At 67.0% G+C, this 23,168-nt stretch carries 22 protein-coding genes and 1 CRISPR repeat array; of the genes, 18 read left to right on the top strand and 4 right to left on the bottom strand.

Annotated features, from left to right (window positions below; genetic code table 11):
- The first annotated feature begins 111 nt into the window (after positions 1-111).
- Positions 112-1,338, top strand: a complete 1,227-nt coding sequence (locus MXC99_RS08870) for an ammonium transporter (protein WP_282100143.1) — start codon at positions 112-114, stop codon at positions 1,336-1,338.
- A gap of 72 nt (positions 1,339-1,410) precedes the next feature.
- Here the strand turns inward: MXC99_RS08870 and MXC99_RS08865 are convergent, their stop codons facing one another.
- The 4 genes from MXC99_RS08865 to MXC99_RS08850 all read right to left on the bottom strand — a co-directional run bounded on the left by MXC99_RS08865 (position 1,411) and on the right by MXC99_RS08850 (position 5,399).
- A complete protein-coding gene (locus tag MXC99_RS08865; protein WP_247725100.1) occupies positions 1,411-3,417 on the bottom strand; it encodes an MtrB/PioB family decaheme-associated outer membrane protein in 2,007 nt (668 codons plus the stop codon).
- A gap of 16 nt (positions 3,418-3,433) precedes the next feature.
- Positions 3,434-4,375, bottom strand: coding sequence for a DmsE family decaheme c-type cytochrome (locus MXC99_RS08860; protein ID WP_247725099.1), 942 nt, complete (start codon positions 4,373-4,375; stop codon positions 3,434-3,436).
- A gap of 94 nt (positions 4,376-4,469) precedes the next feature.
- A complete protein-coding gene (locus MXC99_RS08855) occupies positions 4,470-5,042 on the bottom strand; it encodes a NapC/NirT family cytochrome c (RefSeq protein WP_247725098.1) in 573 nt (190 codons plus the stop codon).
- A 39-nt stretch (positions 5,043-5,081) separates the two neighbouring features.
- Positions 5,082-5,399: a c-type cytochrome gene (locus MXC99_RS08850; RefSeq protein ID WP_247725097.1), complete on the bottom strand. Its 318-nt coding sequence runs from the start codon at positions 5,397-5,399 to the stop codon at positions 5,082-5,084.
- A gap of 389 nt (positions 5,400-5,788) precedes the next feature.
- On the opposite strand from MXC99_RS08850, the gene csm6 reads away from it, so the two are divergent.
- The 17 genes from csm6 (at position 5,789) to cas2 (ending at position 21,602) form a co-directional block, all read left to right on the top strand.
- On the top strand, positions 5,789-6,934 hold the full coding sequence (gene csm6, locus MXC99_RS08845; protein WP_247725096.1) for a CRISPR-associated ring nuclease Csm6: 1,146 nt from the start codon (positions 5,789-5,791) through the stop codon (positions 6,932-6,934).
- A 117-nt stretch (positions 6,935-7,051) separates the two neighbouring features.
- Positions 7,052-8,140: a hypothetical protein gene (locus tag MXC99_RS08840; protein WP_247725095.1), complete on the top strand. Its 1,089-nt coding sequence runs from the start codon at positions 7,052-7,054 to the stop codon at positions 8,138-8,140.
- A gap of 12 nt (positions 8,141-8,152) precedes the next feature.
- Positions 8,153-11,152 carry a type III-B CRISPR-associated protein Cas10/Cmr2 gene (cas10, locus tag MXC99_RS08835; RefSeq protein WP_247725094.1) on the top strand — a complete coding sequence of 1,000 codons (3,000 nt, stop codon included), beginning with the start codon at positions 8,153-8,155 and terminating at the stop codon, positions 11,150-11,152.
- A gap of 2 nt (positions 11,153-11,154) precedes the next feature.
- A complete protein-coding gene (locus tag MXC99_RS08830; RefSeq protein ID WP_247725093.1) occupies positions 11,155-12,303 on the top strand; it encodes a type III-B CRISPR module-associated Cmr3 family protein in 1,149 nt (382 codons plus the stop codon).
- Positions 12,304-12,312: 9 nt separating this feature from the next.
- Positions 12,313-12,456, top strand: coding sequence for a hypothetical protein (locus tag MXC99_RS08825; protein ID WP_247725092.1), 144 nt, complete (start codon positions 12,313-12,315; stop codon positions 12,454-12,456).
- Between the two features lie 19 nt (positions 12,457-12,475).
- Positions 12,476-13,402 carry a type III-B CRISPR module RAMP protein Cmr4 gene (cmr4, locus tag MXC99_RS08820; protein WP_247725091.1) on the top strand — a complete coding sequence of 309 codons (927 nt, stop codon included), beginning with the start codon at positions 12,476-12,478 and terminating at the stop codon, positions 13,400-13,402.
- Positions 13,403-13,415: 13 nt separating this feature from the next.
- Positions 13,416-13,850, top strand: a complete 435-nt coding sequence (gene cmr5 / locus MXC99_RS08815) for a type III-B CRISPR module-associated protein Cmr5 (protein WP_247725090.1) — start codon at positions 13,416-13,418, stop codon at positions 13,848-13,850.
- A gap of 10 nt (positions 13,851-13,860) precedes the next feature.
- The gene (gene cmr6 / locus MXC99_RS08810) at positions 13,861-15,066 is read left to right on the top strand and encodes a type III-B CRISPR module RAMP protein Cmr6 (protein WP_247725089.1); all 1,206 of its coding nucleotides are present in this window, start codon (positions 13,861-13,863) and stop codon (positions 15,064-15,066) included.
- A gap of 5 nt (positions 15,067-15,071) precedes the next feature.
- Entirely contained in the window at positions 15,072-16,046 is a 975-nt protein-coding gene (gene rhuM / locus MXC99_RS08805) for a virulence protein RhuM/Fic/DOC family protein (RefSeq protein WP_247725088.1), read from the top strand.
- Positions 16,043-16,339: a CRISPR-associated protein Csx16 gene (gene csx16 / locus MXC99_RS08800; protein WP_247725087.1), complete on the top strand. Its 297-nt coding sequence runs from the start codon at positions 16,043-16,045 to the stop codon at positions 16,337-16,339. Before rhuM ends, csx16 begins: the two co-directional genes overlap by 4 nt.
- Positions 16,340-16,386: 47 nt before the next feature.
- On the top strand, positions 16,387-17,523 hold the full coding sequence (locus tag MXC99_RS08795; protein WP_247725086.1) for a Card1-like endonuclease domain-containing protein: 1,137 nt from the start codon (positions 16,387-16,389) through the stop codon (positions 17,521-17,523).
- Positions 17,524-17,543: 20 nt separating this feature from the next.
- Positions 17,544-18,488 carry a CRISPR system precrRNA processing endoribonuclease RAMP protein Cas6 gene (gene cas6, locus MXC99_RS08790; RefSeq protein WP_247725085.1) on the top strand — a complete coding sequence of 315 codons (945 nt, stop codon included), beginning with the start codon at positions 17,544-17,546 and terminating at the stop codon, positions 18,486-18,488.
- A gap of 92 nt (positions 18,489-18,580) precedes the next feature.
- Entirely contained in the window at positions 18,581-19,081 is a 501-nt protein-coding gene (locus tag MXC99_RS08785; protein WP_247725084.1) for a hypothetical protein, read from the top strand.
- Positions 19,082-19,201: 120 nt separating this feature from the next.
- Positions 19,202-19,486: a CRISPR-associated endonuclease Cas2 gene (locus MXC99_RS08780; protein WP_247725083.1), complete on the top strand. Its 285-nt coding sequence runs from the start codon at positions 19,202-19,204 to the stop codon at positions 19,484-19,486.
- A gap of 3 nt (positions 19,487-19,489) precedes the next feature.
- The gene (cas1, locus tag MXC99_RS08775) at positions 19,490-20,476 is read left to right on the top strand and encodes a CRISPR-associated endonuclease Cas1 (RefSeq protein WP_247725082.1); all 987 of its coding nucleotides are present in this window, start codon (positions 19,490-19,492) and stop codon (positions 20,474-20,476) included.
- Positions 20,476-21,282, top strand: coding sequence for a CRISPR-associated endonuclease Cas1 (locus MXC99_RS08770; protein ID WP_247725081.1), 807 nt, complete (start codon positions 20,476-20,478; stop codon positions 21,280-21,282). Before cas1 ends, MXC99_RS08770 begins: the two co-directional genes overlap by 1 nt.
- Positions 21,273-21,602, top strand: coding sequence for a CRISPR-associated endonuclease Cas2 (gene cas2, locus MXC99_RS08765; protein ID WP_247725080.1), 330 nt, complete (start codon positions 21,273-21,275; stop codon positions 21,600-21,602). Before MXC99_RS08770 ends, cas2 begins: the two co-directional genes overlap by 10 nt.
- Positions 21,603-21,720: 118 nt before the next feature.
- A CRISPR array of direct repeats spans positions 21,721-23,011; the repeat unit is 37 nt; unit sequence GTCCGGACCGATGCCCTGAATTCAAAGGGATTAAGAC.
- Between the last annotated feature and the right edge of the window lie 157 nt (positions 23,012-23,168).

Here is a 23,168-nt window from a genome sequence, read left to right as displayed (position 1 = left end):
ATGAAGAAGAAACTGTTCACGCTGCTGCCGGCCGCGCTCGCCGCCGGGCTCGCCGGCAGCGCCTTCGCCCAGGAGGCGGCGGCCGTCGCCGCCGAAGCCGCCACCGCGGCGGTGCACAAGGGCGACGTCGCCTGGATCATGACCGCCACCCTGCTCGTGCTGATGATGGCCCTGCCCGGCCTGGCGCTGTTCTACGGCGGCATGGTGCGCTCGAAGAACATGCTGTCGGTGCTGATGCAGGTCACCGTGGTGTTCTCACTGAACGCGGTGCTGTGGCTGTTCTACGGCTACAGCCTGGCATTCACCGAAGGCAACGCGCTGATCGGCTCGTTCGACAAGCTGTTCCTGTCCGGGGTCGGCATCGATTCGCTGGCCGACACCTTCACCGATACGGTGAAGCTGCCCGAGTTCGCCTTCATCGCCTTCCAGGCCACCTTCGCCGGCATCACCGGGGCGCTGATCGTCGGCGCCTTCGCCGAGCGGATGAGGTTCTCCGCGGTGCTGATCTTCTCGGTGATCTGGTTCACCCTGTGCTACCTGCCGATCTGCCACATGGTGTGGGGGCCGGGCGGCTACCTGCTCGAGGACGGCGCGCTCGACTTCGCCGGCGGCACCGTGGTGCACATCAACGCCGGCATCGCCGGCCTGGTGGGCGCCTACCTGGTGGGCAGGCGGATCGGCTTCGGCCGCGAATCGATGGCGCCGCACAGCCTGACCCTGACCATGGTCGGCGCCTCGCTGCTGTGGGTGGGCTGGTTCGGCTTCAACGCCGGCTCCAACCTCGAAGCCACCGCCGGCGCTGCGCTCGCCTTCATCAACACTCTCGCCGCCACCGCCGCCGCGGTGCTGGCGTGGTCGATCGGCGAGGCCCTGTTCAAGGGCAAGCCGTCGATGCTGGGCGCGGCCTCGGGCGCGGTCGCCGGGCTGGTGGCGATCACTCCGGCCTGCGGCTCGGTCGGCCCGATCGGCGCCGTCGTCATCGGCCTGCTGTCGGGCTTCGTCTGCCTGTGGGGAGTCAATGGCCTCAAGCGCATGCTCGGCGCCGACGACGCCCTCGACGTGTTCGGCGTGCATGGCGTGGGCGGCATTCTCGGTGCGGTCCTCACCGGGGTATTCACCGCCCCTGGCCTGGGCGGCACCGGCGGCGAGGACTTCTCGATCGCCAGCCAGGTGTGGATCCAGACCTGGAGCGTGATCGTCACCGTCGTGTGGTCGGCGGTGGTCGCCTTCGTCGCCTACAAGATCGCCGACCTCCTCGTTGGCCTGCGCGTGCCGGAAGACGAAGAACGCGAAGGGCTCGACATCACCGCCCACGGCGAATCGGCCTACCGTCTCTGAGCCTGTCGGGTAGCGCACGCCTTGGCGTGCGCTACCGTCCCGGAGCCTGCGCCGAAACCTCGGCGCGGGCGATCAGCGCCAGCGGTAGTGCACCGAGACGCCGACGAAAGTGACGTTCTGGCGCTCGTCCTGCTCGAGCGTCGTGCCGTCCGCATACTGATAGACCGCCCACAGCCAGTCGTTGGTGCGCCAGCGCTCATGCACCGCGTCGATGCGCAGCGCCAGGTCGCGTTTCATCTCGTACTCGGCGAACAGCTTGAACGTCTTCAGCGTGTATTCCACATCGGGCAGGACGGCGGTGGCGGTCGGCGTCCCGCTCAGCCCGTAGTTGGAGCGGTCGCGCGAGTACTGGAGGTCGCCGCCGAATTTCCAGCGCTCGCCCCGGCTTCCGCGCAGGCCGACGCCGAACGCCCGGGTGCGCTGCGCGACATCAGCGGACCAGCCAACCCCGCCGGCGACCGTGTCGTTGTCGATCCGCACCGACTCCCGCGAGGCCCACGCCAGCGCCTGCCAGGCGTCGTTGAAGCGGTACGCAGCGTCGATCGACCAGAACGTGGCGCGACCATCGTCGAGGCCGAGGTAGGCGCTGCGGTAGTCGTCGCGCGAAAGATCGCCCATGAATTGCACCGACAAGGCCTCGAGCGGCTCCCAGTCGAGCTTCAGGCGCAGCTTGTCGCGTTCCCGGTCGGCCAGGTGCAAAGGTGCGACCGGTCCGGTGGCGGGAACCACGTCGGCCTGAAAACGCGACCCTTCGCGGTCACTCTTCACCGCGGCAATCGAGCCGTTCAAGGTCTCGGACAGCGCGCGGCGCAGTTCCAGGCGGTAGGCGGTCTCCTGCGTCTGTTCGCGATAAGTCACCTGCCGCACCGGAACGACGGTGCGATCCCGCTCTTCATGGTCGACCCCGCCGACGACGCGGAAACCGGCGGGCAGCAGGTAGTTCGCCTCGAGCTTGCCGACTTTCGACTGGAGAGAGCGCGGCTCGTTGAAAGCGTTGACCGTACCCGGGGTGGCGTTCGGAAAGTACTGCCGCACCGGCGTCTTGTCGTCACGATCTTCGTACTTGAAGTTCGCCAGCAGCGACAGCTTGCTGAACGGGCGCGCGCTGAGACCGGCCTGGATCAGGGTGGTGTCGACACGGCCGTCGAGATCGGCTCGCCCCGGCACCGATGCGACCACGAAGCGGTCGTCCTGCGTCGCCATTCCGCGTGCGAGCTTGAAGTTGGCGCGCGTCGTCGGAGTGAAGCTGTAGCCGCCGCTCAGGTAGAGCTGATGGGCCTGGTTGTCCGGCGGCAAGGCGATCGGGCTCAAGTTGTTGGCGACGTTGCCGGCCGCGAAGGGGAAGACCGTCAGCGCACGCTTGTCGTTTTCGAAGAAGGAGCCGTAGTACCCGCCCGACAGCTGCAGTTTGTTTCCGGTGTAGCCGAGAATCACGTCGAGCTGGCGCATCGTGTGGTCGATCGGCTCGGCGAGGAACTGACGCTGATCGAAGCGCCCACGACCGAACAGACGGTCGCCTTGCTTGCTCTCGTTCTTGAACCGGACCTGGATATCGAGCCCGCTGCCGAGGAACTTCTGCCCTCCCAGCGTGACGCCCTCGCGCTCGGTCTTGAGCCGGGTGTCGAAGCCCGCCCCCGCCGCGACCGGCGTCACCGTCTGCACATCGTGGCCGATACCGAGCAGGCCGGTATCGACCTCATACTGCGAATAGCGCGGCGTCTTGGCGTACTCGATCGAGTAGCGCCAGTCGCCCTGGCGCTCGCGCTCGAAACGCAGCTCGCGGCTTTCCAGCCCGAGGTTGCGAGCATCGAAACGCAGCCAGGTGCCCGAAGCGTCGTCGCGGCCGACGAACTCGATGTTGCCGATGCCGTACAGTCCGGAGGCCTTCAACCCGCTGTACTGGCCGAAGCGGATCGCGTCGTCGCTGAGATGGCCGGCGCCGAATTCGAGCGTGCTCTCCGGGCGGACGAGGCGGAACACTTCGTCGTCCTCCTGCGCGAGGGCGGGACCGAAGGCCGCAGCCATCGAGGCCGCGAGCACACCGAGGCTTGCGCCACGAAAACCGTTCGTCTTGCTCATGATCGTCCTCCCCGTTTCAACGGCGCAAGCCGCGGCCATCCGCCGTCGATGGATTGTTGGAACCATGGATCTGGGTATGGCAATTGGTGCAGCCGCGGGCGAGGGCGAAGGCCGAGTTGCCGGTGGTGGTGGGCACCGTGCCCTGGTGCGTGCTCGGCTCGTGGCACTGCTGACACAGGAACGGCGAGCGCTGCTTGAGCAGGTTGTCGTTCATCGTGCCGTGCGGGTTGTGGCAGATCGAGCAGTCTTCGGTGACCGGCTGGTGGCTGCGCACGAACGGCCCGCGCTTCTCCATATGGCAGCTGTAGCAGGTGTCGACGACGCTGTCCCGCACCATCATCTTCTCGCCCGCAGTGCCGTGCGGATTGTGGCAGTCGGAACAGGCGACCTTGCCTTCCTTGATCGGATGGCGCGACGGGCGGTCGATCTGCGCGCGTTGTTCCTTGTGGCACGCAAAGCACACCTCCGCCTGCGCCTGCTTGTCGCGGACCTTGTCGTGCTGCGCATGCACTTCATGGCAGGAAGTACAGGCGACATCGCGCGCGGCGTGCAGATTGGTCTGCCAGTGGGTCCGCTTGCCGCCCTGGTGGCAGCTCAGACAGGCCTGGTTGCGCTGTTCGACGGGTGTTTTCGAGTGCTCGACGAAGTTGATGTCCGGCTTCGGCCGCTCGACCACGCCTTCCGGCTTGTTGATGTGGGTCGGGCTCTCGCCGTGACAGCTCGTACAGCTCGGCGTGCGGCCGTCGGCGACGGTGCCGTGCTTGGTCTTGCCGATCGACAGCACCGGCTTCTCCTCGCCTTCGTCATGACAGCGGGTACACACCGCGTCCCCGGCACGGACGATATCTTTCCTTTCGTCCGCATTTTCCCGGGCCCACGCCCGGCCTCCACCGAGCAGGGCGACGCTCAGCAGCGCAAGCGAAATCCAGCGCCAAAGGTTCTTCGACCCGACTTTCATGTGTGTGCCCCCCTTTGAATGCGTCCTTCCCCTGGCCGGCTTGCCCGACCCACTTGCCGAGGCATCCCGGCCGGCAACCGTTTTAATGTACATGTCATTTTCCCGCAAACTCGATTTCCTGCGGACCAGGCCCCTCGGGCTCCTGGTGGGCGATGCCGAAATGACAATCGATGCAGGTCAGGTTTTCGCGCTGCGCGCGGGCGTGCCGCGTCTGCGCACGCTCGCTCTGCAGTTCGGGAGCCATCGCGCGCTCGGTGTGGCAGCTGCGGCATTCGCGCGAATCGTGGCGCTTCATGCTCGCCCACACCCGCATCGCAAGCTCATGCCGATGGGCCTCGAACTTTTCCGCAGTGTCGATCTTGCCGGTGAGCTTGGCCCACAGCTCGCCGCTCGCCTGCACCTTGCGGATCAGCATCGGAATCGTTTCGCGTGGGACGTGGCAGTCGGCGCACACCGCCCTCACCCCGGATGCGCTGCGGTCGTGCACCGAATCCCGGTACTCGGCATAGACGTTGTCGCGCATCTCGTGGCAGCCGATGCAGAACGCCTCGGTGTTGGTCCATCGCAGGCCGGCGATCGCTCCGCCGCCGAGGACGAGTGTCGCCAGAGCCCCGGCCGCGAGCAGCAGCCAGGGCGACCGACGGCGCAGCCTGTCGCTGATTGTCATGAAAACCTCCCCCGGCCCGGCTCCCTCGGCCGCTGCCCGTCAGAGCGAAAGGATCCACCGCACGACGTTGCCGACCGCTTCCGGGTCCTTGGTCTTGAGCGTCTCGTGCTCTTCTTCCTTGCCGTCGACCTCGACCTTGCTCGGCACGGTGACGTGCTGGACGAGCGTTTCCTCCGCCGCCGGGTCGCCCCTGTATTTGGCTGCGATCTCCTTGTAGGACGGGCCGTCCTTCTTCTTGTCGAGCGCATGGCAGGTCAGGCACTTGCTCTTGCGCACGAGGGCATTGGCGGCGGCGGCATCGACTTCGGCGACGGCGGACGGGCTCGTCGCAGCGGCGGCAAGGATGGCTGCGATCATGCAAAGGCGCTTCATTTCACCCCTCCGGAAACATCGACCGTGCATCGGGCAGCCCGCCCGGCCTGTCCGGCCGGCGCCGGGCGAAACACTGGGGGTTGGGCCAAAGGTGAAGCGATCAGCATCGCGGACGTGCCTGCGGCCATGGCGCCGCGGGCGTCCTGTTCTTTTATCGGGTATTCCGCTGGCAGCACCGCTGGCGAATCGACGCTGCAATACGGTTTCTACAAAACCACCATAGAACATTGATGGCCGACATAAAAATTCGTCATGTCATTTTCAGGCGGCACCCACCACTACGGTGGCATTGGCACGGCAAGCTTGCGACCGCGGCACCGCGCAGTGTTTGCGGCTATAACGTCGGCATCTGTTCAAAATTTCATCGCATCCCAATGGAAAATCTGCCTCCCGCCGGCTACGCCCGCCGCATCCTGCTCGCCGTCACCGGCCTGTCGCCCCAGATCGTCACCGAAACGCTGTACGCGCTGGCCGTCGATGCAAAGCCCGCCTTCGTTCCCACCGAAATCCATCTGATCACCACCGCCGAAGGCGCGGAGCGCGCACGGCTCGCCCTGCTGTCGGACAAGCTCGGCTGGTTCCACCGCCTGCGCCACGATTACGCGCTGCCCGAGATCACCTTCGACGCCCACCACATCCACATCCTGCACGACGCTGCCGGCCAGCCGCTCGCCGACATCCGCAGCCCGGCCGACAATCTCGCCTGCGCCGATTTCATCACCGAAAAGGTGCGCACCTTCACCGCCGCCCCCGACACCGCACTCCACGTCTCGATTGCGGGCGGGCGCAAGACGATGGGCTTCTTCCTCGGCTATGCGCTATCGCTGTTCGGCCGCGCGCAGGACCGCCTGTCGCATGTACTGGTCTCCCAGCCGTTCGAGAGTTCCTGGTCTTTCTTCTACCCTACGCCCTATGAACACATCATCGAAACCGCAGACAAGCGGCTCGCCGATGCGCGCGACGCACGCCTGTCGCTGGCCGAGATCCCCTTCGTCAGCCTGCGCCACGGCCTGCCCACCGCGCTGCTCGACGGCAGCGCCGGCTTCGAGGCCGCGGTCGACGCTGCGCGCGCCACGCTCGGTCCGGCACGACTCGAACTCGACCTGCCCGCACGCACCGTCACCGCCGCGGGCCAGACCTTTCGCCTGCCACCGGCCGAACTCGCCCTGCTCGCCGTATTTGCGCGACGGGCACGGGAGAATGAACCGGCGCTGTCCGCCCCGCACAAGGAAGTGCCGGACGCAGCCTGGGCCGAACGCTACCTGCACGAACTGCACGCCATCGTCGGCCCGATGGGCGACTCCGCATCAGCGGAACACGCCTTGCGCGACGGCATGGACGGCAGCTATTTCTCGTCACGACTATCGAAGCTGCGTCGCACGCTCAAGCGTGAACTCGGACCGGCCGCCGGACCGTATCTGATCGAGGACGGCGGCGGCAGGCCGCATCGGTACCGGTTGGCATTGGCGCCGGATGCCGTGCGAATGGTCGGCCCGGGGCGCCTCGCAAGCTTGCGATGAGCGGGAATAAAATTCCGTTGGCCTAGAATGCGGTAAAGCAGACGAATATCACCGATCGATCGGCAGGCTCGCTTCGCACGGGACTCGCCATTCGGGCCGACAAACCAGGGACGAACGATGATCAAGAAAACCTACCACCTCCGACTGGCCACCCCTGCCTTTCTGGGCGACGCCGATCAGCATGGAGCCTGGCGCACACCGCCGCTGAAGGCACTGATCCGCGAATGGTGGCGGATCGCGGTCGCCCCCGGGCTGCGGTACGACCCGCACGCGCTCAAGCAGCACGAGACCGCATTGTTCGGCACCGCGGCCGACGAAGCCGGCGGCGACAACCGCCGCAGCCGGATCCGGCTCGCGCTGGCGCACTGGAACGAAGGCACGCTCACCGACTGGAGCAAGGTCAACCCGGCCATCAACGGCAAACCCGGACAAGACCCGAAGGTCCGGCACAACGAGGTCGACTTCGCCGGCGGCATGGTCGGCAGTCAGCTGTACCTGGGCTACGGCCCCCTGATACTCGAGAAGGGCAACCCGAACACCCGCCTGAAGAAAAACGCTGCCCTGCAGGCCGACGAAACCAACCAGCTCCGGCTTGCGCTTCCCGAAACCGATCTGGCCGCACTCGCGCGCGCGATCACCCTGGCCCACTGGTTCGGCACCGTCGGCGGGCGCAGCCGCAACGGCTGGGGTTCGCTGCTATGGACCGCCGCTGAAGGGACCGCACCGCTCGATACGCTGTCCCGCAGCGCGCTCGAACAAACCGGCTGCACCCGCGGGCTGGGGGACTGCCTGGCGCTGGACTGGCCCCACGCCATCGGCAGCGACGCCCAGGGGGTCCTGGTGTGGCGCAGCCGTGAAGCCTTCACGACCTGGCGCGAAGCCATGAAATTCCTTGCCCAGATCAAGATCGGCTTCCGGACCGATCTCGGGTTCGACACGGGCAGGAACAGCCCCCGTATCGAAGCGCGCCATGTGCTGGCCTATCCCGTCACCAATCATTCCGTGCGGGACTGGGGGAACAACGCCCGCCTCGCCAACACCCTGCGCTTCAAGCTGCACAGGGACACCGACGGCCGCCTGCGCGCATTGATCTACCACACCCCCTGCAAGCCGACCCTGCCCCACCCCAGCGTCGACCTGCTCGACACCTGGCGGCGGGCGCACCGCTTCCTCGACGCACGCCCCGAACTCGCCCGCCTCGCCTGACCCGGAACCGCCATGACCGACACCTCGCAAAACATCTGGCTCGCCAAGCTGGCCGCCTGGACCCACGATCCTGCCGAAAAGGCCCTGGTGCTGCTGCGCGACCCGGCCGGCCACGAAGGCGGCACCGTGCGCGCGCTCCAACGCGCCCTCTTTCCCAACGGCCTGCCCAAGCCGCTCGCCGCCCACGTCAAACGCGCCGACCACTGGGCCAGCGCCGCCGACCGGCCGCAGTTTCCGCGCAGCGACAAGGACGGGCGCTACGCCGCATGGACGCAGGTCCGCTTCGACCAGCAGCCGGTGCTGATCCACCCGCTCTCGGGCACCCGGTTCGACCTGAAAACGCTCGACATTGGTGCGGCCCAGATTCGCAGCCTCTCCACCGATCATTTCCAGCAGCTCATCGAACGCAACGCCGACGGCCGGCCCGACGCCCGCCGCACCGCCCTCGCCTTCTGGCGCTTCGGCCCCGAGCTCGGCGCGGATGCGCTGCGCGCCCTGTGGCAACTGCTGCCGGCCGACACCCGCATCCCCGACCACACCATCTGGACGCATCTGGACCTGTCGGCCGCCTTCGCCTCGTCCTTCGCCGCCGATGCTGACCCCAACCCGGCGCTGCTCTCGATCGCCTTCGGCCCGGTGCAGGATTTCATCGCCCAGGCCCGCACCACCTCCGACCTGTGGGCCGGCTCACACCTGCTGTCGCGCATCGCATGGGAAGGCCTGAAGGTCCTCTGCGCGCGGCTCGGCCCGGACGCGGTGATCTTCCCGCAGCTGCGTGGCGTACCGCTGGTCGACCTGTGGCTGCGCGACGAGATGGGCGTCAACGCCAAGCGTTTCCTGGACTGCGAATGGACCGGGCAGCGCACCGACGCCAACCCGCTGTTCGCCGCCGCCCTACCCAACAAGCTGGTCGCCATCGTCCCCGCCGGCCAGGCACAAGAACTGGCCGAGGCGGTCACCCGCGCGGTGCGCGACTTCGTGCGCGGCACCGCCCAAGGGATGCTCGCCGATCTGCTCGAGGCCGCCGGCATCGCCAACCACCCCGAGCTGCCCTGCCACGCCCAACTTGCCGCCCAGCTCGACGGCTTTCCGGAGGTCCATTGGGCCGCCGTGCCCTTCGCCCCGCTGGTGAAGGAAGGCGACGGGGCCCCGGACACGACCGAGCTGGCCAAAGCCGGCGCGCCCTTCTTCGGCGAGGGCGGCTTTCTCGCCGGCCCCGCCTGGCAGCGCCTGCAAAAACCGCTCGAGCTCGAAGGCACGCGCTTCTATCGCCCCAACGCCGGCGTCCTCTACCCTGCGCTCTACGCGCTGCTCGACCGCGTCGCCGCCAGCGCCAAGAGCGTGCGCACGGCCCCCCAGCGCCCCAACGGCGGCGAGCAGGGATATCGCTGCGACCTCACCGGCGAAGCCGAATGGCTCACCCATGACCGCGCCCACCTCGCCATCCCCAAGGGCGAACGCAAGAACGTCGACACCCTGTGGAACCGCGCCATCAACCAGCGCCCCAGCCTCAGCCGCAAGGACGAGCACCTCTCCGCACTCGCCATGCTCAAGCGCATGTGGCCGCGCCGGTTCGTCGAACACGAGCTGGGCAAGTGCGACATCGACGTGCGCCGCTTCGTGGTGTCCACCCACACCCTGGCGGTATCGACCTCGCTGGAACGCTGGCTGGAACAAGGCGCCCCCATGGGCCGGATCGGCGAACAATTGCTTGCCAAGGCAAAGGCGGAAGCCATCGACGCCGCCGCGCTTCCGCGCAGGCTGATGAAGCGGCTTTTTGCCGGCCCATACAGCGACAAACAGCGTGAGCTCGCCCGCCTGCTTCCCGCGCTGATGGAGGCTGGCAGCAGCCTCAAGGACGATCCCGAAGCGGAAAACCGTCATGAACGCGATGTGCGTGCCCTCCTCGACGACAAACCCGAAGCCTATTACGCCCTCATCCTGCTCGACGGCGACAGGATGGGCGCGTGGATTTCCGGCGGCAGCGAAGCTCATCAGCTGCCCACCCGCGACACCTTCCACCCGCAGATCCGCGAGCGGATGAAGGCCCACTTCACCGGTCCCGAGCACGTGGCCTATCTGGACGCCGCACGCGCCGTCTCCCCCAGCCGCCACATGGCGATTTCCAGCGCGCTCAACAGCTTCGCCCTCACCCTGGCACAGGACATCGTGGAAAATCGTTGCAAGGGCAAGCTGATCTACGCCGGTGGCGACGACGTGATGGCGCTCGTGGCGGTCGACGATCTGCTCGCCTGCCTCACCCTGCTGCGTGCCGCCTACGGCGGCTTGCCGATCCCCGACGCGCTCGGCCGCACGCTCGGGCTCGACCCAGAGGTCGAACTGCGCAGCCTGCGGCTGGGTGGCGGACATGCACTGCTCGACGGCAAACTGCTGCGTCTGATGGGCGAACACGCCACCGCCAGCGCCGGCGCCGTCATCGCCCACCACAGCGCGCCGCTCGGCGCCGTGCTGCGCACCCTGCGCGAAGCCGAAAAGCGCGCCAAGGGCAAGGGCGGGCGCGACGCCTTCGCCATCACCTTGCTCAAGCGCGGCGGTGGCGCCACCGAACTCACCCTGCCCTGGCGGCTGGACAATCCGGAACCCGCCGCGCGCACCGGACAGCCCGCCCCCGAAGACAAGTCCTCCGGGCCGGACCTGAACCACTCCCCGATGGGCGTGCTGGCCGGGCTCACCACCCTGTTCGCCGGCGACGACACATCGCGCAAGGCCGCCTATGTCACCCAGGGCTGGATGCCGCACTTGCCCGCCCAGATGGACAAGACCGCACTCCACGAACTGCTGGCACGCAACCTCGCGCATCGCTTCAAACGGCAAGGGGCATCCGACGCACAAGGTAATGAACAGGGTGACAAGCTTGCGACCCTCGCCCTGCACCCCCGGCTGACCGATACTGACCCGGCCGAAGTGATCACCGATGTGCTCGCCGTAGCTGAATTTCTCGCCCGCGAAAGCCGCGCCTTCAAGAACCGGCCGACCCTCCAGGAACGTTGACCATGCACACTCCCGCCGACGCCCTGCTGATCGAGCCCCTGGACGTGCTCATCCTGCGCGGCAACAAGCTCTTTGCCGACGCCGGCAGCCACGGCGAGGCGCTGATGCCCCCCTGGCCCTCGGTGGCCGCGGGCGCCGTACGCAGCCGCATGCTCGCCGATGCCGGCATCGACCCGGCCGCATTCGCCCGCGGTGAAGCCCGCCTCGACGCCGCGCTCACTAGCTGCCTGGGCAGCGTGGCCAAACCCGGCACCTTCCGCATCGCGCATTTCGGCCTTGCCCGCAATACAGGCAGCGATCAGGCCCCCCGGTTCGAAGCGTTGCTGCCACTGCCGGCCGACCTCAGCATCGACCAGGCCGAATGCGCCACAGCACTGCAGCCCACCACACTGAACACGGCGCTATCGAGCAGTTACCCACTGCCGCAAGTCCCTACCCTGCGCCAGTCAGAAGCCGGCAAACCCAAGGGCGGCCTCTGGCTCACGGCCGCGGGGATCGCCGCCTGGCAAAAAGGGGCACCGCTCGACGCGCAGCAAGGCCACTGGGTGCCCTCATCCGCACTCTGGAAACTGGACAGCCGGCTGGGCATCGCGTTGCAGGCCGGCCTCAACACCGTGGTCGAAGGCCAGCTCTACACCAGCGAGGCCGTTGCCCTCCGGAACAAAGTCGCCCTGCTCGTGCACGTGCGGGGTGCCGCGGGCCGACTGCCGAAAGGCGGTCTGCTGCGCTTCGGCGGAGACGGCCACGCCGCCCGCATCCAGCCCACCGACTGCGCCCTGCCCACACCCAACACGACCGCACTCGGCGGCCAGCGCCGCTTCCGGCTCCTGCTCACCAGCCCCGGCCTGTTCCCGGATGGCTGGCGCCTGCCCGGAATGGACAGCGAAGGCCGGTGGCACTTCCACGGCGCCTCGGCCCGTCTGGCCTGCGCCGCGCTGCCGCGGCTGGAGACGCTCTCCGGCTGGGACCTCGCCCGCCGCCAGCCCAAACTGGCGCTGCGTGCCGTCCCCACCGGCAGCGTCTATTGGCTGGACGATTTCCAGGGCGACCCGGCCGCGCTCGATGCCCTGCAGCGCGATGGTCTGCCCCAGCCCGACGCCACCCGCCGTGCCGAAGGCTTCAACGCCTGCCTGCTCGCACACTGGAACTGAGGAGACACCATGTACGCCTACAAGCTCGAAACGGTCGTTCCCCCCGATCACCGCGTGTCGATCACGCTGCCGGAAAGCTTCCCGGCGGGCGAAGCCGAAATCATCTTTCCGGCGACGGTCGAGGCACATGCCCTGCCGCGTCGGACTCTTTGAATCGCATCGAGGAAAACACATGTTCCAAGCCCACGCCGCCCTTTTCCTGTACGCCACCAGCCCGGTTCACATGGGCGCCGGCCAAGCCTTCGGCCTCATCGACAACCCCATCGCCCGCGAGCGCCATTGCGAGCATCCGGTGTTCCCGGGCTCCGGCCTCAAGGGCGCCATCCGCCACCGCTTCCATGCCCTGCCCGGCTGGCGCGAAGGGCAGAAAGGCGAACACCTGCTCGACCGCCTGTTCGGCCCCGAATCGCAGTCCGGCACGCTGCACGCCGGCGCGATCAGCCTGGGCGACGCCCAGCTCGTGGCCTTCCCGCTGCGCTCGGTGAAACAAGGCTATGTGTATGCCACCAGCGCCCATGCGCTCGCACGCACCGCGCGCCTGCTCGCCCAGCTCGGCATCGCCGGCATGCCCACCACGCCCGACGCCCCGGCTGCTGGAAAAGCCTGCGTGGCAAACGCCGAACTGCTCAGCGGCGACAAGCTGCATCTGGAAGCCTTCGAATACCACAACGACTCGACCCAGGCCGGCAAGCTCGCCGCAGTCGCCGACTGGCTGGCTGGCCACGCCTTGCCTACCGGCGAAGCCCACGCCTTTTTCCGCGACAAGTTCGCCCGCGACCTGGTGCTGCTCGCCGACGAGGACTTCAACTGGTTCAGCAAGAACGCCACCGTGGTGGAACCGCACGTGCGCATCGACGACGACACGGGTGCTGCCGCAAAAACCGGCCTTTTTTACACCGAGAACCTGCCCCCCGAGACGCTCATGCTCGGCAGCCTGATGGCCAGCCGCGAACGCAGTGGCAAGGGTGAGCTGGAGGCAGACGCGGTGCTTGCCCAGGTCACCGGCGCAATCGACGGCCAGCTGCTGCAGATCGGCGGCGACGCCACCACCGGACGCGGACTGGTCGCCGCACGCGTGCTCAAGCACGCCAGCCTCTGACAAGGGAGCCCCCATGAGCACACTCACCCTCAGGGACAAGAACGGCCCAGCCTCCACCAACGGCACTGGCGGCGGCAATGCGTCGGCCGCAGCGGTCACGCTCGAGCAACGGCGCGCACAGTTCGCGTGGCACTGCGCCCAGGAAGGCACCCAGGTCGCCGGCGACGAATACCGCAATCTCGCCAAGGCTGCACCGGCGTTGATCATGAACAACGGCCTGATGCAGACGCTCGCCTTTTATCAGGACAAGGGCAAGCCCCAGCACCTCGCCCTGGCCGCCCACCTGCGCCGCTGGATAATGCAGCGCGCCGGCGGTAACGGCCAGGACCCCGGCTTCCAGCCGATGATGGAAGCACTGCTGCGCGCCCAGCCCGGCCAATACCGTCAGGCCACCGACGAAGCCCTGCTGATCCTGCGCTGGATCCGCCAGTTCGCCGCCGCACTGTGAGGACGCCTTGATGACGCTCGCCCTGCCCGACTATCTCGGCAACAACGCCCGCTTCGACGACTGCCCGCCGGGGCACCGCTTCGGCCTGTATTTCGACGGCTGGACGGACAGTTTCGCACTCCCGCGGGACGGCAAGACCGGCCTGTTCCGCAAGGTCGCCAACGCACTGCCCACCCACAGCCGCGCAGCGCTCGATGCGCTCTGCCGGCGCCAGCGCACCCTGGCCGAAGGGCTGGGAGACGCCGTCTTCAGCCACCCGGCCCGCCTCACCGCCCCGCTCTCCACCGGGCTCGGTAACGAGCATCCGCTGGAAAACGGCTTCGCCTTCCTCACCCCGCACGGCCTGCCGTATCTGGCCGGCAGCGGCGTCAAGGGCGTGATCCGGCGCGCCGCCGAAGAGCTGGTCAGCGGCGAATGGGGCGACAGTGCGGGCTGGACCGAAGACGCGATCCGCATCCTGTTCGGCCCCGGCGAGGACGACCCCACGCGCGACACCCACGCCCGCCGTGGCGCGCTGATGTTCTGGGATCTCTTCTTCAGGCCCGCCGACGAACGCCAGCCGTTGCTCTCGGTCGAGATCATGACCCCGCATCACACCGACTACCTGCAAAAAAACAGCACTCCGCACGCCAACGGGCAGCCCAACCCCATCCCCTTCCTCGCCGTCGCTACGGGCTGCGAATGCACGCTCTACGTTCAATGCCACCCGGCGCTGATCCCGGCCGACGCGGCCGCGCTGCGCAACGACTGGCAAAACCTGCTCGCGGCCGCCATCGAGCACGCCGGCGACTGGCTGGGTTTCGGCGCCAAGACCGCCGTCGGCTATGGCCGGATCGGGATCGACCCCAAGGTGCAGGCCGCGAGAGCCGCCCGGCATGAGGCCGAAGCAGCGCAACGCCGCGCACAGGAAGCCGAAGCCGCACTCGCCGGCATGCCGCCCGACCAGCAATTGCTGAACCGTCTCGATGCCCGGCTTGCGAGTTTGCCGACCGATCCGCGCAAGGAAACCCCGATCCTTCAGCTCACGTCCGGCAAAGACTGGCTCCCGACGCTGGAACTCATCGACGCGCATGTCGCACCACTCGCAGACCTTGCCAAGCCCCGACGCGAAGCCCTGGCCAGCGAGATAAGGAAGCGGCTTGGCGCGCATTTCAAGGTTGAAGGCAAGGCCGACAAGGCCATGAAGGAACGGCTCGCGGCAGTGCGCGGAGGGTGAGCGCCATGACCGACATCGCCATCTTCGAAGCCACCTCCGGCCAGATCGACGTGCGTCTGGAGAAGGACACTGTCTGGCTGAGCCTGTCTCAACTCGTCGCACTCTTCGGTCGCGACAAGTCCGTCATTTCCCGGCACATCCGCAACGTGTTCGCCGATGGCGAGTTGGGCGCCGAGGCAGTTATTGCAAAATTTGCAACAACTGCCTCGGACGGCAAGGTGTACCAAGTCGAGCACTACAATCTCGACCTCATCATCTCCGTCGGCTACCGGGTCAAGTCGCGCGAGGGCATCCACTTCCGCCAATGGGCCAGCCGCATCCTCAAGGAGCACCTCACCCGCGGCTACACCCTCGACCGCCAGCGTCTCGAACACAACGCACGCGAGCTCGAGGCCGCGCTGCTGCTGGTGCGCCGCACGCTGTCGAATGCAGCGCTGGCGCACGACGCCGGCAGCGGCCTGGCCGAGATCGTGGTGCGCTACACGCAGACCTTCCTGTGGCTGCAGCGCTACGACGAAGGCTTGCTCACCGAGCCGCACGGCCACCCCGGCGGCGCACTGCCGCCGGTGGACGAAGCGCGCGCAGGCATCGCCGCACTCAAAGCCGACCTGATGGCCAAAGGCCAGGCCAGCGGACTGTTCGGCAACGAACGCGAGGACGGCCTCGCCGCCCTGCTCGGCAATCTCGACCAGACCGTGTTCGGCGAGCCGGCCTACCCCACGCTGGAATCCCGTGCCGCCCACCTGCTGTACTTCGTGGTCAAGAACCACCCGTTCTCCGACGGCAACAAGCGCATCGGCGCCTTCCTGTTCGCCGGTTTCCTGCACCGCAACGGCCGACTGTTCGGCGCCGACGGCAGCCCGGTGGTCAACGACGTCGGCCTCGCCGCGCTGTCACTGCTGGTCGCACAGTCGCGCCCGGACGAGAAGGACGTGCTGATCCGCCTGGTCATGAACATGCTCGCCGGAGAGCCCGCATGACCACCTTCTTCGTCACCCGCCACCCCGGCGCCATCGAATGGGCGCAGCGCAAGGGGCTGCACGTCGATCGGCAGATCACCCACCTGGACCCCGAGACGATCTTGCCCGGTGATACGGTGATCGGGATCCTGCCGGTACACCTTGCCGCCCAAGTCTGCGAGCGCGGCGCGCGCTATCTGAGCCTTGCGCTCGATCTTCCACCCGATGCGCGTGGGCGGGAACTTTCCGCCGACGAACTCGAGGCCTGCGGCGCGCGACTCGAAGCGTACGAGATCACCCGCGCCATCCGCTGAACCCGGCCACACAACCAGACCGCACCCACCACCACCGACTCGACGCCATGACCCGCCCTACCCGCCACCTCTGCATCGCCACCGGCCAGAACCTCGCCAACCTGATTCCATCACTGCAGCTCGGCGCCACCGAGGTCATGATCCTCGAGACGCCGGCGATGCGCGACGCCGCCACCAACCTCAAGCGTGCGCTCGAAGCCCGCGGGATCGCATGCACACGCATCGCATTCGACGACGCCACACCCGAAGCGATCCGTACCAGTGCCGAGGCCATCGCGATGGAACTCGGTACCGAACCCCTGGTGTTCAACGCCACCGGCGGCCACAAGCTGATGACGCTGGCACTGGCCGGAAACCTGGAAGCGCTCGCCGACGACCTGCACCTGGTCTACGCCGAAACCCGGCATGACCGGCTCGACTGGCTCAAGCCGCTGCCGGCGATGGACCCCATGACCGACGTGCTCGGCATCGACGACATTCTTCGCGCCCAAGGCTACCGGCGCACCGCCGACGGCAATCGGGACGCCTTCTGGCAGGCCGACGCCGACGCGCGCGCCAATCTCACGCGCAAGATGGGCGACGATGCCGAGCGCTACGAGCGCTTTTTCGGCACGCTCAATCGCCTGGCCGATTACGCCCTTGCCGACGAAAACCGCTTCGCCCCCCGGCAGGAGTTCGAATACGCCCCTGGCGGACGCAACGCCGAGCTGCTGAGCGAGGCACGCCGCATCGGTCTCGTGCGCTGGGACGACGACACCGTGCTGACCTTCGCCTCACCCGAAGCCGCAGCCTATTTCCGCGGCGGCTGGCTCGAAGAATACGTCTGGTACAAGCTGCGCGGCCTGCGCCCCCACGACTGGGCCGTCAACCTCAAGACGCAGTCGTACGCGACCCAGGTCGAGAACGAATGCGACGCCGTGGTCGCGCATCGCAACCGCCTGCTGGTCATCGAATGCAAGACCTCGGGCTTCGGCAGGAACGAGACGCGCGACGTCGGCTACATCTACAAGCTCGCCCAGTTGAGCGACCAGCTCGGCGGTTCGATGAGCCGGAAACTGCTCCTGTCGGCGCGGCCGATCAATGACGATATCCGCCACCGCGCCCGCGACTACCGGGTCGACATCCTCGCCGCGGCGGACGTCCGTGAACTGGTCGATTACCTCAAGCGCTGGATGCGAGGGTAAAGCCGATGGATTTCCCAAGGGTGCCGGCGCTCCCCCTCGCCCGCTACCGCTTCACCTTCCGCATGGCCGAGGCGCTGCGTCTGCCCGACTACGCCGGCTCCCTGCTGCGCGGCCAGTTCGGCGCCGCGCTGCGGCGGACGAGCTGCATGACTCGCGCCACCACCTGCGACGGCTGCCCGCTGCGCACCACCTGCCCCTACCCGGCAATCTTCGAAGCACCCGCGCCAGCCGCCCACGCGTTGCAGAACTTCAGCCACATCCCCAATCCCTATGTCATCGAACCGCCACCGCTCGGCACCCGCGCCATCGCCGCCGGCGAGTCCCTGCAGTTCGGCCTCGTGCTCTTCGGGCGCGCGCTCGAGCACCTGCCGCTGATCAGCTTCGCGCTCCAGCGCGCAGCCGAAGGCGGCCTCGGCAGGGAGCGCGCGCACGGCACACTCGAAAGCCTGGACGTGCAGGATGGCAACGGCACCACCTTCACCTGCATCTGGCAGGCGGGCGACAGCGCAATCGACGCCCACGACACCCAGGTGCGCCTCGACCCCGCCCCATCCTCAACGCCCCCGGCACGCCTCGACCTCCACCTGCACACCCCGCTGCGCCTGCAGCACCAGGGCCAGCCGGTACGCCCGCACGCCCTCACCCCGCGCAAGCTCATCGCCGACCTGCTGCGCCGCATCACCCTTCTGGCCGAATTCCACGCCGACCGCCCCGGCCTGCTCGCCGACGCCCCCGCGCTCGTTCGCCACGCCGACACCCTCGGCCACCATCCGCAGTTGCGCTGGCACGACTGGTCGCGCTACTCCAGCCGCCAGCAGCGCGAAATGACGCTCGGCGGCGCGCTCGGCACGTGGACGCTCGAAGGCGAGCTCACCCCGCTGCTGCCCTGGCTGCGCCTGGGCGAATGGCTGCACGTCGGCAAGAACGCCACCCTCGGCATGGGTCGCTACGTCCTCTCGTCGTGAGCCTCCCCCAAGGACCGCAAGCTTGCCAACAGCACAGATGCAAAAGCCCCGCACGACAATGTCTTCGTCATCAACCCGACGAGGACACCTCGATGCACCACTCCGTACCCCCGCTCATCCTGAGCTTTTGCGCCCTATCCACCGGCTGCGCGTCGATCACCACCGGCCATAACCAGAGCCTCAGCGTCGAAACCCGTGCCAACGGCCAGCCGGTGGCCGGCGCCAGCTGCAAGCTCGAAAACGACAAGGGCACCTGGTACGCCACCTCCCCCGGCACGGCCGTGGTCCGTCGTTCCTACAACGACCTCAACGTGCGCTGCGAGAAAAGCGGCCACGAAGCCGGTGTCACCGCCGCCCAATCCAGCACCAAGGGCATGGCGTTCGGCAACATCCTGTTCGGCGGCATCATCGGCGCCGCCGTCGACGTCGGCTCGGGCGCCGCCTACGACTACCCCAGCATCATCAGCGTCGAGCTGGGCCAGCAGCGCATTCAACAACCCGCCCCGGCGCCGGCGGCGGCCGATTCCAGCGCGTCCCCCTCCGGACACACGGTCAGCAATCCGGCGCCCGGCCCCATCAGCCGCACCGACTGAGCAAGCCTCCGCAAGCTTGCCGCTGCCTGCCGAGCGCAGCAGCGGCAAGCTTGCCGAACCTTTCCCCGACCGGCGCAGCACGGCATCCTCCAGTCATCGCCAACAGCCCGCCCCACCACCATGTCCACGCGCGACCTCTACCTTGCCGCCTATGACGTTTCCGATCCGCGCCGGCTCGCTGCGGCGCTGGCGCTGGTGCGCGGCTACGCCACCGGTGGGCAAAAATCGGTGCATGAAGTCTTCCTCACCCGCGGCGAGCGCTTCGAGCTGCTGCACGACATGGCGCTGCTGCTCGACGAGGACGAAGACCGCTTCTTCCTCCTCCGCCTCGACCCCCGTGCCCGCACCTACGCTCTGGGCATTGCCGCCCAGCCTGCCGATCCCGACTACTTCTACGTGGGGTGATCAATGGCCACGCTGCTGCTCGACCGTGCCGATCTCGAAGTCCGCGTCAGCGACGGCGCCCTCGCCCTGTACGAAAACGGCACCCGCAGCCAGACCGTACCGCTGCGCCTGGTCGATCGCGTCATCATCCAGGGCGCGCGCACCCGGCTCGACAGCGCGGTCCTGCTCAAGCTGGCCGAAGCCGGCGCGGCCACCCTGCTGCTGAGCCCGCGCGCCAGTCGCCAGGTCGCCATCGTGCTCGGGCCGGCGCACAACGACGCCGCCGTGCGCCTGGCACAGGCACGGCGGGCAATGGACCACCGCTTCTGCAACGACTGGGCGCGCGGGCTCGTCATCGCCAAGCTGCGCCGCCAGCACCGCCTGCTGCTGGAGGCCGAAAAGCGCCGCCCGGACCAACGCAAGCCGTTGTTCGACGCCCGCAAGGGCATCGCCGACGCCCTCGCCCAGGCCAGCGCCGACCCCGATACCGCCTGCCCACGCCTGCGCGGCCTCGAAGGCAGCGCCGCACGCGCCTATTTCCACGGCTACTGCGCCCTGTTCGCACCCGAACTGGGCTTCACCGGGCGCAACCGCCGCCCGCCGCGCGACCCGGTCAATGCCTGCCTGTCGCTGGCCTATACCCTGCTGCACTTCGAAGCGGTGCGCACCGCCCATGGCGCCGGGCTCGATCCGCTCATCGGCTTCTACCACCGCCCGGCCTTCGGCCGCGAATCGCTCGCCTGCGACCTCATCGAGCCCCTGCGCCCGGCGGTGGATGGCTGGGTCTGGCGCCAGTTCAACAGCGGGCAGCTGCGGGCCGACCATTTCGGCACCGACAAGGGCGCCTGCCTGCTCGGCAAAGCCGGCCGCGGCCACTTCTACGCCAGCTGGGAGCACTACGCTCCGCGTCCCCGGCGCTGGCTGCGGCAGCGTTGCGCGCAGCTCGTCCGCCAGTTGCGCGCCGAAGGCGAACCCTGGCTCTCACACTTCGAAGACGAGGAGGATTTCTGATGCCCACCCTCGCCTCCCGCCGCCCCGCCGCGTCCCCACCCGATACCCCGGACCGCAAGCCGCTCTACCTGGTCGGCACCACCCGTGCGCGCATCGACGCCGGTGCCGATCACCTGCTGCTGCGCCGCGACGCCGCAGCCGTGCAGCGCTTTCCGCTCACACGCATCTGCCGGATCATCTGCAACCAATGCTTCATCTGGAGCGGGGAGGCGCTTGCGCGCTGCCTGAGCATGGGCGTGCCGATCATCTGGGTAGACGGCCACGGCCATGCCCTGGGCTGCACCCAGCCGCGCGACACCGCCGCGCAGCCCTTTTCGACCCTGGTCGAAACCTATCTCGAGCTGCCCGACTGGCCCGCCCGCTTCACCAACTGGAGCGCCCGGCGCCGGCTCGAAACCCTCACCACCTGCGCCCAGCGTGCCGCCCTCACCGGACACGGCCTGGCCCCGGCCAGCTTCGAGACGCTGAAGCGCGAATTCGTCTATAACGGCATTCACCCTTGCGCATTCGACGCCGCCGGCGAAGCCTGGTGCCACGCCCTGGCCGTCGACCGCCTGCAGCGCGAGGGCCTTCACTCCTGCTACTGGGGCTTCGATGCCAGCCGCCTCGATCTGGCCGGGGCCTTGTCGGCATTGCTGTGGGCCGAACTCAATCTGGATTGCGGAACCCTGCCGGCCAGCGCCGAGCATGGCATCGTGGTGGCCCGGTTGTTCGAGGCCTGGGCACGACAGCGTGAAAGCCGCCTGCTGCTCCACCTGGGCGACCTCAAACGCCACCTGGCCAGGGAGGTCGAGTCATGGCACTGAACGCGCCACGCAGCTGGCTGATCACCTACGACATCACCGATCCCAGGCGGCTTGTGCGCCTGCACCGTTTCCTCGTCAAAGCGGCGACGCCGGTCCAGTATTCGGTGTTCCACTACGAAGGCAGCCCCGCACAAATGGGCCGGCTGATGGCTGCGATCGAAACCCGCATCGACCCGCGCACCGACGACGTGCGCGGCTATCAGTTGCCTGCCCAGCTCAGCGTCGACACCTTGGGGCGCGGCGGTTTGCCAGGAGACACCTTCCTCCTCTCCCCCGACTCTCCCGCGCTGCAACCCCTGCTCCAGGCAGCAGGACGGTGATACCATCCGGTTTCTGAACGCACACCAGTCACCGTGACAATCCGCTCCAGCCATCCCGGCCAACACCGGAAACCGCAAGGCCAGGCCATTGATTTCACGTTGTTTTATCGTGCGAGCAGTCCGGACCGATGCCCTGAATTCAAAGGGATTAAGACGGTAATGGCTTGGTCAGGCCATCAATCCCGTTTGGTCCGGACCGATGCCCTGAATTCAAAGGGATTAAGACAATTTAAGCGGATGGCATGACGCCATCCGGCGCGTCCGGACCGATGCCCTGAATTCAAAGGGATTAAGACGCAGGGGCTTTGTAAGCCCTTCAAGGCCGTTCGTCCGGACCGATGCCCTGAATTCAAAGGGATTAAGACGATCCTTGCCCCTATTGCAGGCCGGATTTTTAAGTCCGGACCGATGCCCTGAATTCAAAGGGATTAAGACAGGGGTTTCAGCAGGAGTTTCAGCCTTCTTGGGTCCGGACCGATGCCCTGAATTCAAAGGGATTAAGACATAACGGCGACCGGGACGTGGGCGGTCTTTTGGGGTCCGGACCGATGCCCTGAATTCAAAGGGATTAAGACCGGAAGACGAGCGCGAATACATCAAGCAACTAATGTCCGGACCGATGCCCTGAATTCAAAGGGATTAAGACCTGTTGCACGTCGGCTGTGGTCGGCTGATGAGTCCGGACCGATGCCCTGAATTCAAAGGGATTAAGACCGTGGTACGATCGCGCAGTTTGCGCGCAATCTGAGTCCGGACCGATGCCCTGAATTCAAAGGGATTAAGACGGTACGACGTGATCAAGTAGATCAGGCCGCGCGGTCCGGACCGATGCCCTGAATTCAAAGGGATTAAGACTTCGGCCTTTTTAGGGGCCGTGCCGACCTTTTGTCCGGACCGATGCCCTGAATTCAAAGGGATTAAGACCCACAACCTGACCGGCAAAACGACCGCTGAGTCCGGACCGATGCCCTGAATTCAAAGGGATTAAGACTCGGGTTCGCCTTCGAACTGCGGAGCGGTGTTGTCCGGACCGATGCCCTGAATTCAAAGGGATTAAGACCCTTGAGCTTCTCGTAGGTGTCGGTGTCCCAGTCCGGACCGATGCCCTGAATTCAAAGGGATTAAGACAAGAACAGATCAAAGATCAAATCAATATTCTAAGTCCGGACCGATGCCCTGAATTCAAAGGGATTAAGACGACATCCCACTGACTGAGATCACCGTTGAACTGAGTCCGGACCGATGCCCTGAATTCAAAGGGATTAAGACCAAAGCATGCCCGGCTATCTCCTTTGATGAAAGAGTCCGGACCGATGCCCTGAATTCAAAGGGATTAAGACTTCGTGGTCATGGCAGTATCTCCGAGAAAGTTGTCCGGACCGATGCCCTGAATTCAAAGGGATTAAGACACCTGTTCCGGCCCTCCTTCTCCACCGTACAGATGTCCGGACCGATGTAACCGGTCACTGAGCGGCGTCCTTCTCGCTGCGTAGCCATCGTTGGACAATTCACGCCATGTTCAACGACGACGGGATTGGCAGTGACGGCATCGGCGGAGAGGCGCAA

The sequence above is a fragment of the Thauera aromatica genome (assembly GCF_023093595.1).
GTDB classification, from domain to species: domain Bacteria; phylum Pseudomonadota; class Gammaproteobacteria; order Burkholderiales; family Rhodocyclaceae; genus Thauera; species Thauera aromatica_A.
The sequence above is the reverse complement of the archived record's forward strand: the minus strand, read 5'-3'. Positions and strand labels throughout refer to the sequence as shown.

Bases quoted from the DNA above. Each gene is read 5' to 3' on its own strand.
- MXC99_RS08865 (WP_247725100.1), bottom strand. From the start codon at position 3,417: ATGAGCAAGACGAACGGTTTTCGTGGCGCAAGCCTCGGTGTGCTCGCG.
- MXC99_RS08860 (WP_247725099.1), bottom strand. From the start codon at position 4,375: ATGAAAGTCGGGTCGAAGAACCTTTGGCGCTGGATTTCGCTTGCGCTG.
- MXC99_RS08855 (WP_247725098.1), bottom strand. From the start codon at position 5,042: ATGACAATCAGCGACAGGCTGCGCCGTCGGTCGCCCTGGCTGCTGCTC.
- MXC99_RS08850 (WP_247725097.1), bottom strand. From the start codon at position 5,399: ATGATCGCAGCCATCCTTGCCGCCGCTGCGACGAGCCCGTCCGCCGTC.
- csm6 (WP_247725096.1), top strand. From the start codon at position 5,789: ATGGAAAATCTGCCTCCCGCCGGCTACGCCCGCCGCATCCTGCTCGCC.
- MXC99_RS08840 (WP_247725095.1), top strand. From the start codon at position 7,052: ATGATCAAGAAAACCTACCACCTCCGACTGGCCACCCCTGCCTTTCTG.
- cas10 (WP_247725094.1), top strand. From the start codon at position 8,153: ATGACCGACACCTCGCAAAACATCTGGCTCGCCAAGCTGGCCGCCTGG.
- MXC99_RS08830 (WP_247725093.1), top strand. From the start codon at position 11,155: ATGCACACTCCCGCCGACGCCCTGCTGATCGAGCCCCTGGACGTGCTC.
- MXC99_RS08825 (WP_247725092.1), top strand. From the start codon at position 12,313: ATGTACGCCTACAAGCTCGAAACGGTCGTTCCCCCCGATCACCGCGTG.
- cmr4 (WP_247725091.1), top strand. From the start codon at position 12,476: ATGTTCCAAGCCCACGCCGCCCTTTTCCTGTACGCCACCAGCCCGGTT.
- cmr5 (WP_247725090.1), top strand. From the start codon at position 13,416: ATGAGCACACTCACCCTCAGGGACAAGAACGGCCCAGCCTCCACCAAC.
- cmr6 (WP_247725089.1), top strand. From the start codon at position 13,861: ATGACGCTCGCCCTGCCCGACTATCTCGGCAACAACGCCCGCTTCGAC.
- rhuM (WP_247725088.1), top strand. From the start codon at position 15,072: ATGACCGACATCGCCATCTTCGAAGCCACCTCCGGCCAGATCGACGTG.
- csx16 (WP_247725087.1), top strand. From the start codon at position 16,043: ATGACCACCTTCTTCGTCACCCGCCACCCCGGCGCCATCGAATGGGCG.
- MXC99_RS08795 (WP_247725086.1), top strand. From the start codon at position 16,387: ATGACCCGCCCTACCCGCCACCTCTGCATCGCCACCGGCCAGAACCTC.
- MXC99_RS08785 (WP_247725084.1), top strand. From the start codon at position 18,581: ATGCACCACTCCGTACCCCCGCTCATCCTGAGCTTTTGCGCCCTATCC.
- MXC99_RS08780 (WP_247725083.1), top strand. From the start codon at position 19,202: ATGTCCACGCGCGACCTCTACCTTGCCGCCTATGACGTTTCCGATCCG.
- cas1 (WP_247725082.1), top strand. From the start codon at position 19,490: ATGGCCACGCTGCTGCTCGACCGTGCCGATCTCGAAGTCCGCGTCAGC.
- MXC99_RS08770 (WP_247725081.1), top strand. From the start codon at position 20,476: ATGCCCACCCTCGCCTCCCGCCGCCCCGCCGCGTCCCCACCCGATACC.
- cas2 (WP_247725080.1), top strand. From the start codon at position 21,273: ATGGCACTGAACGCGCCACGCAGCTGGCTGATCACCTACGACATCACC.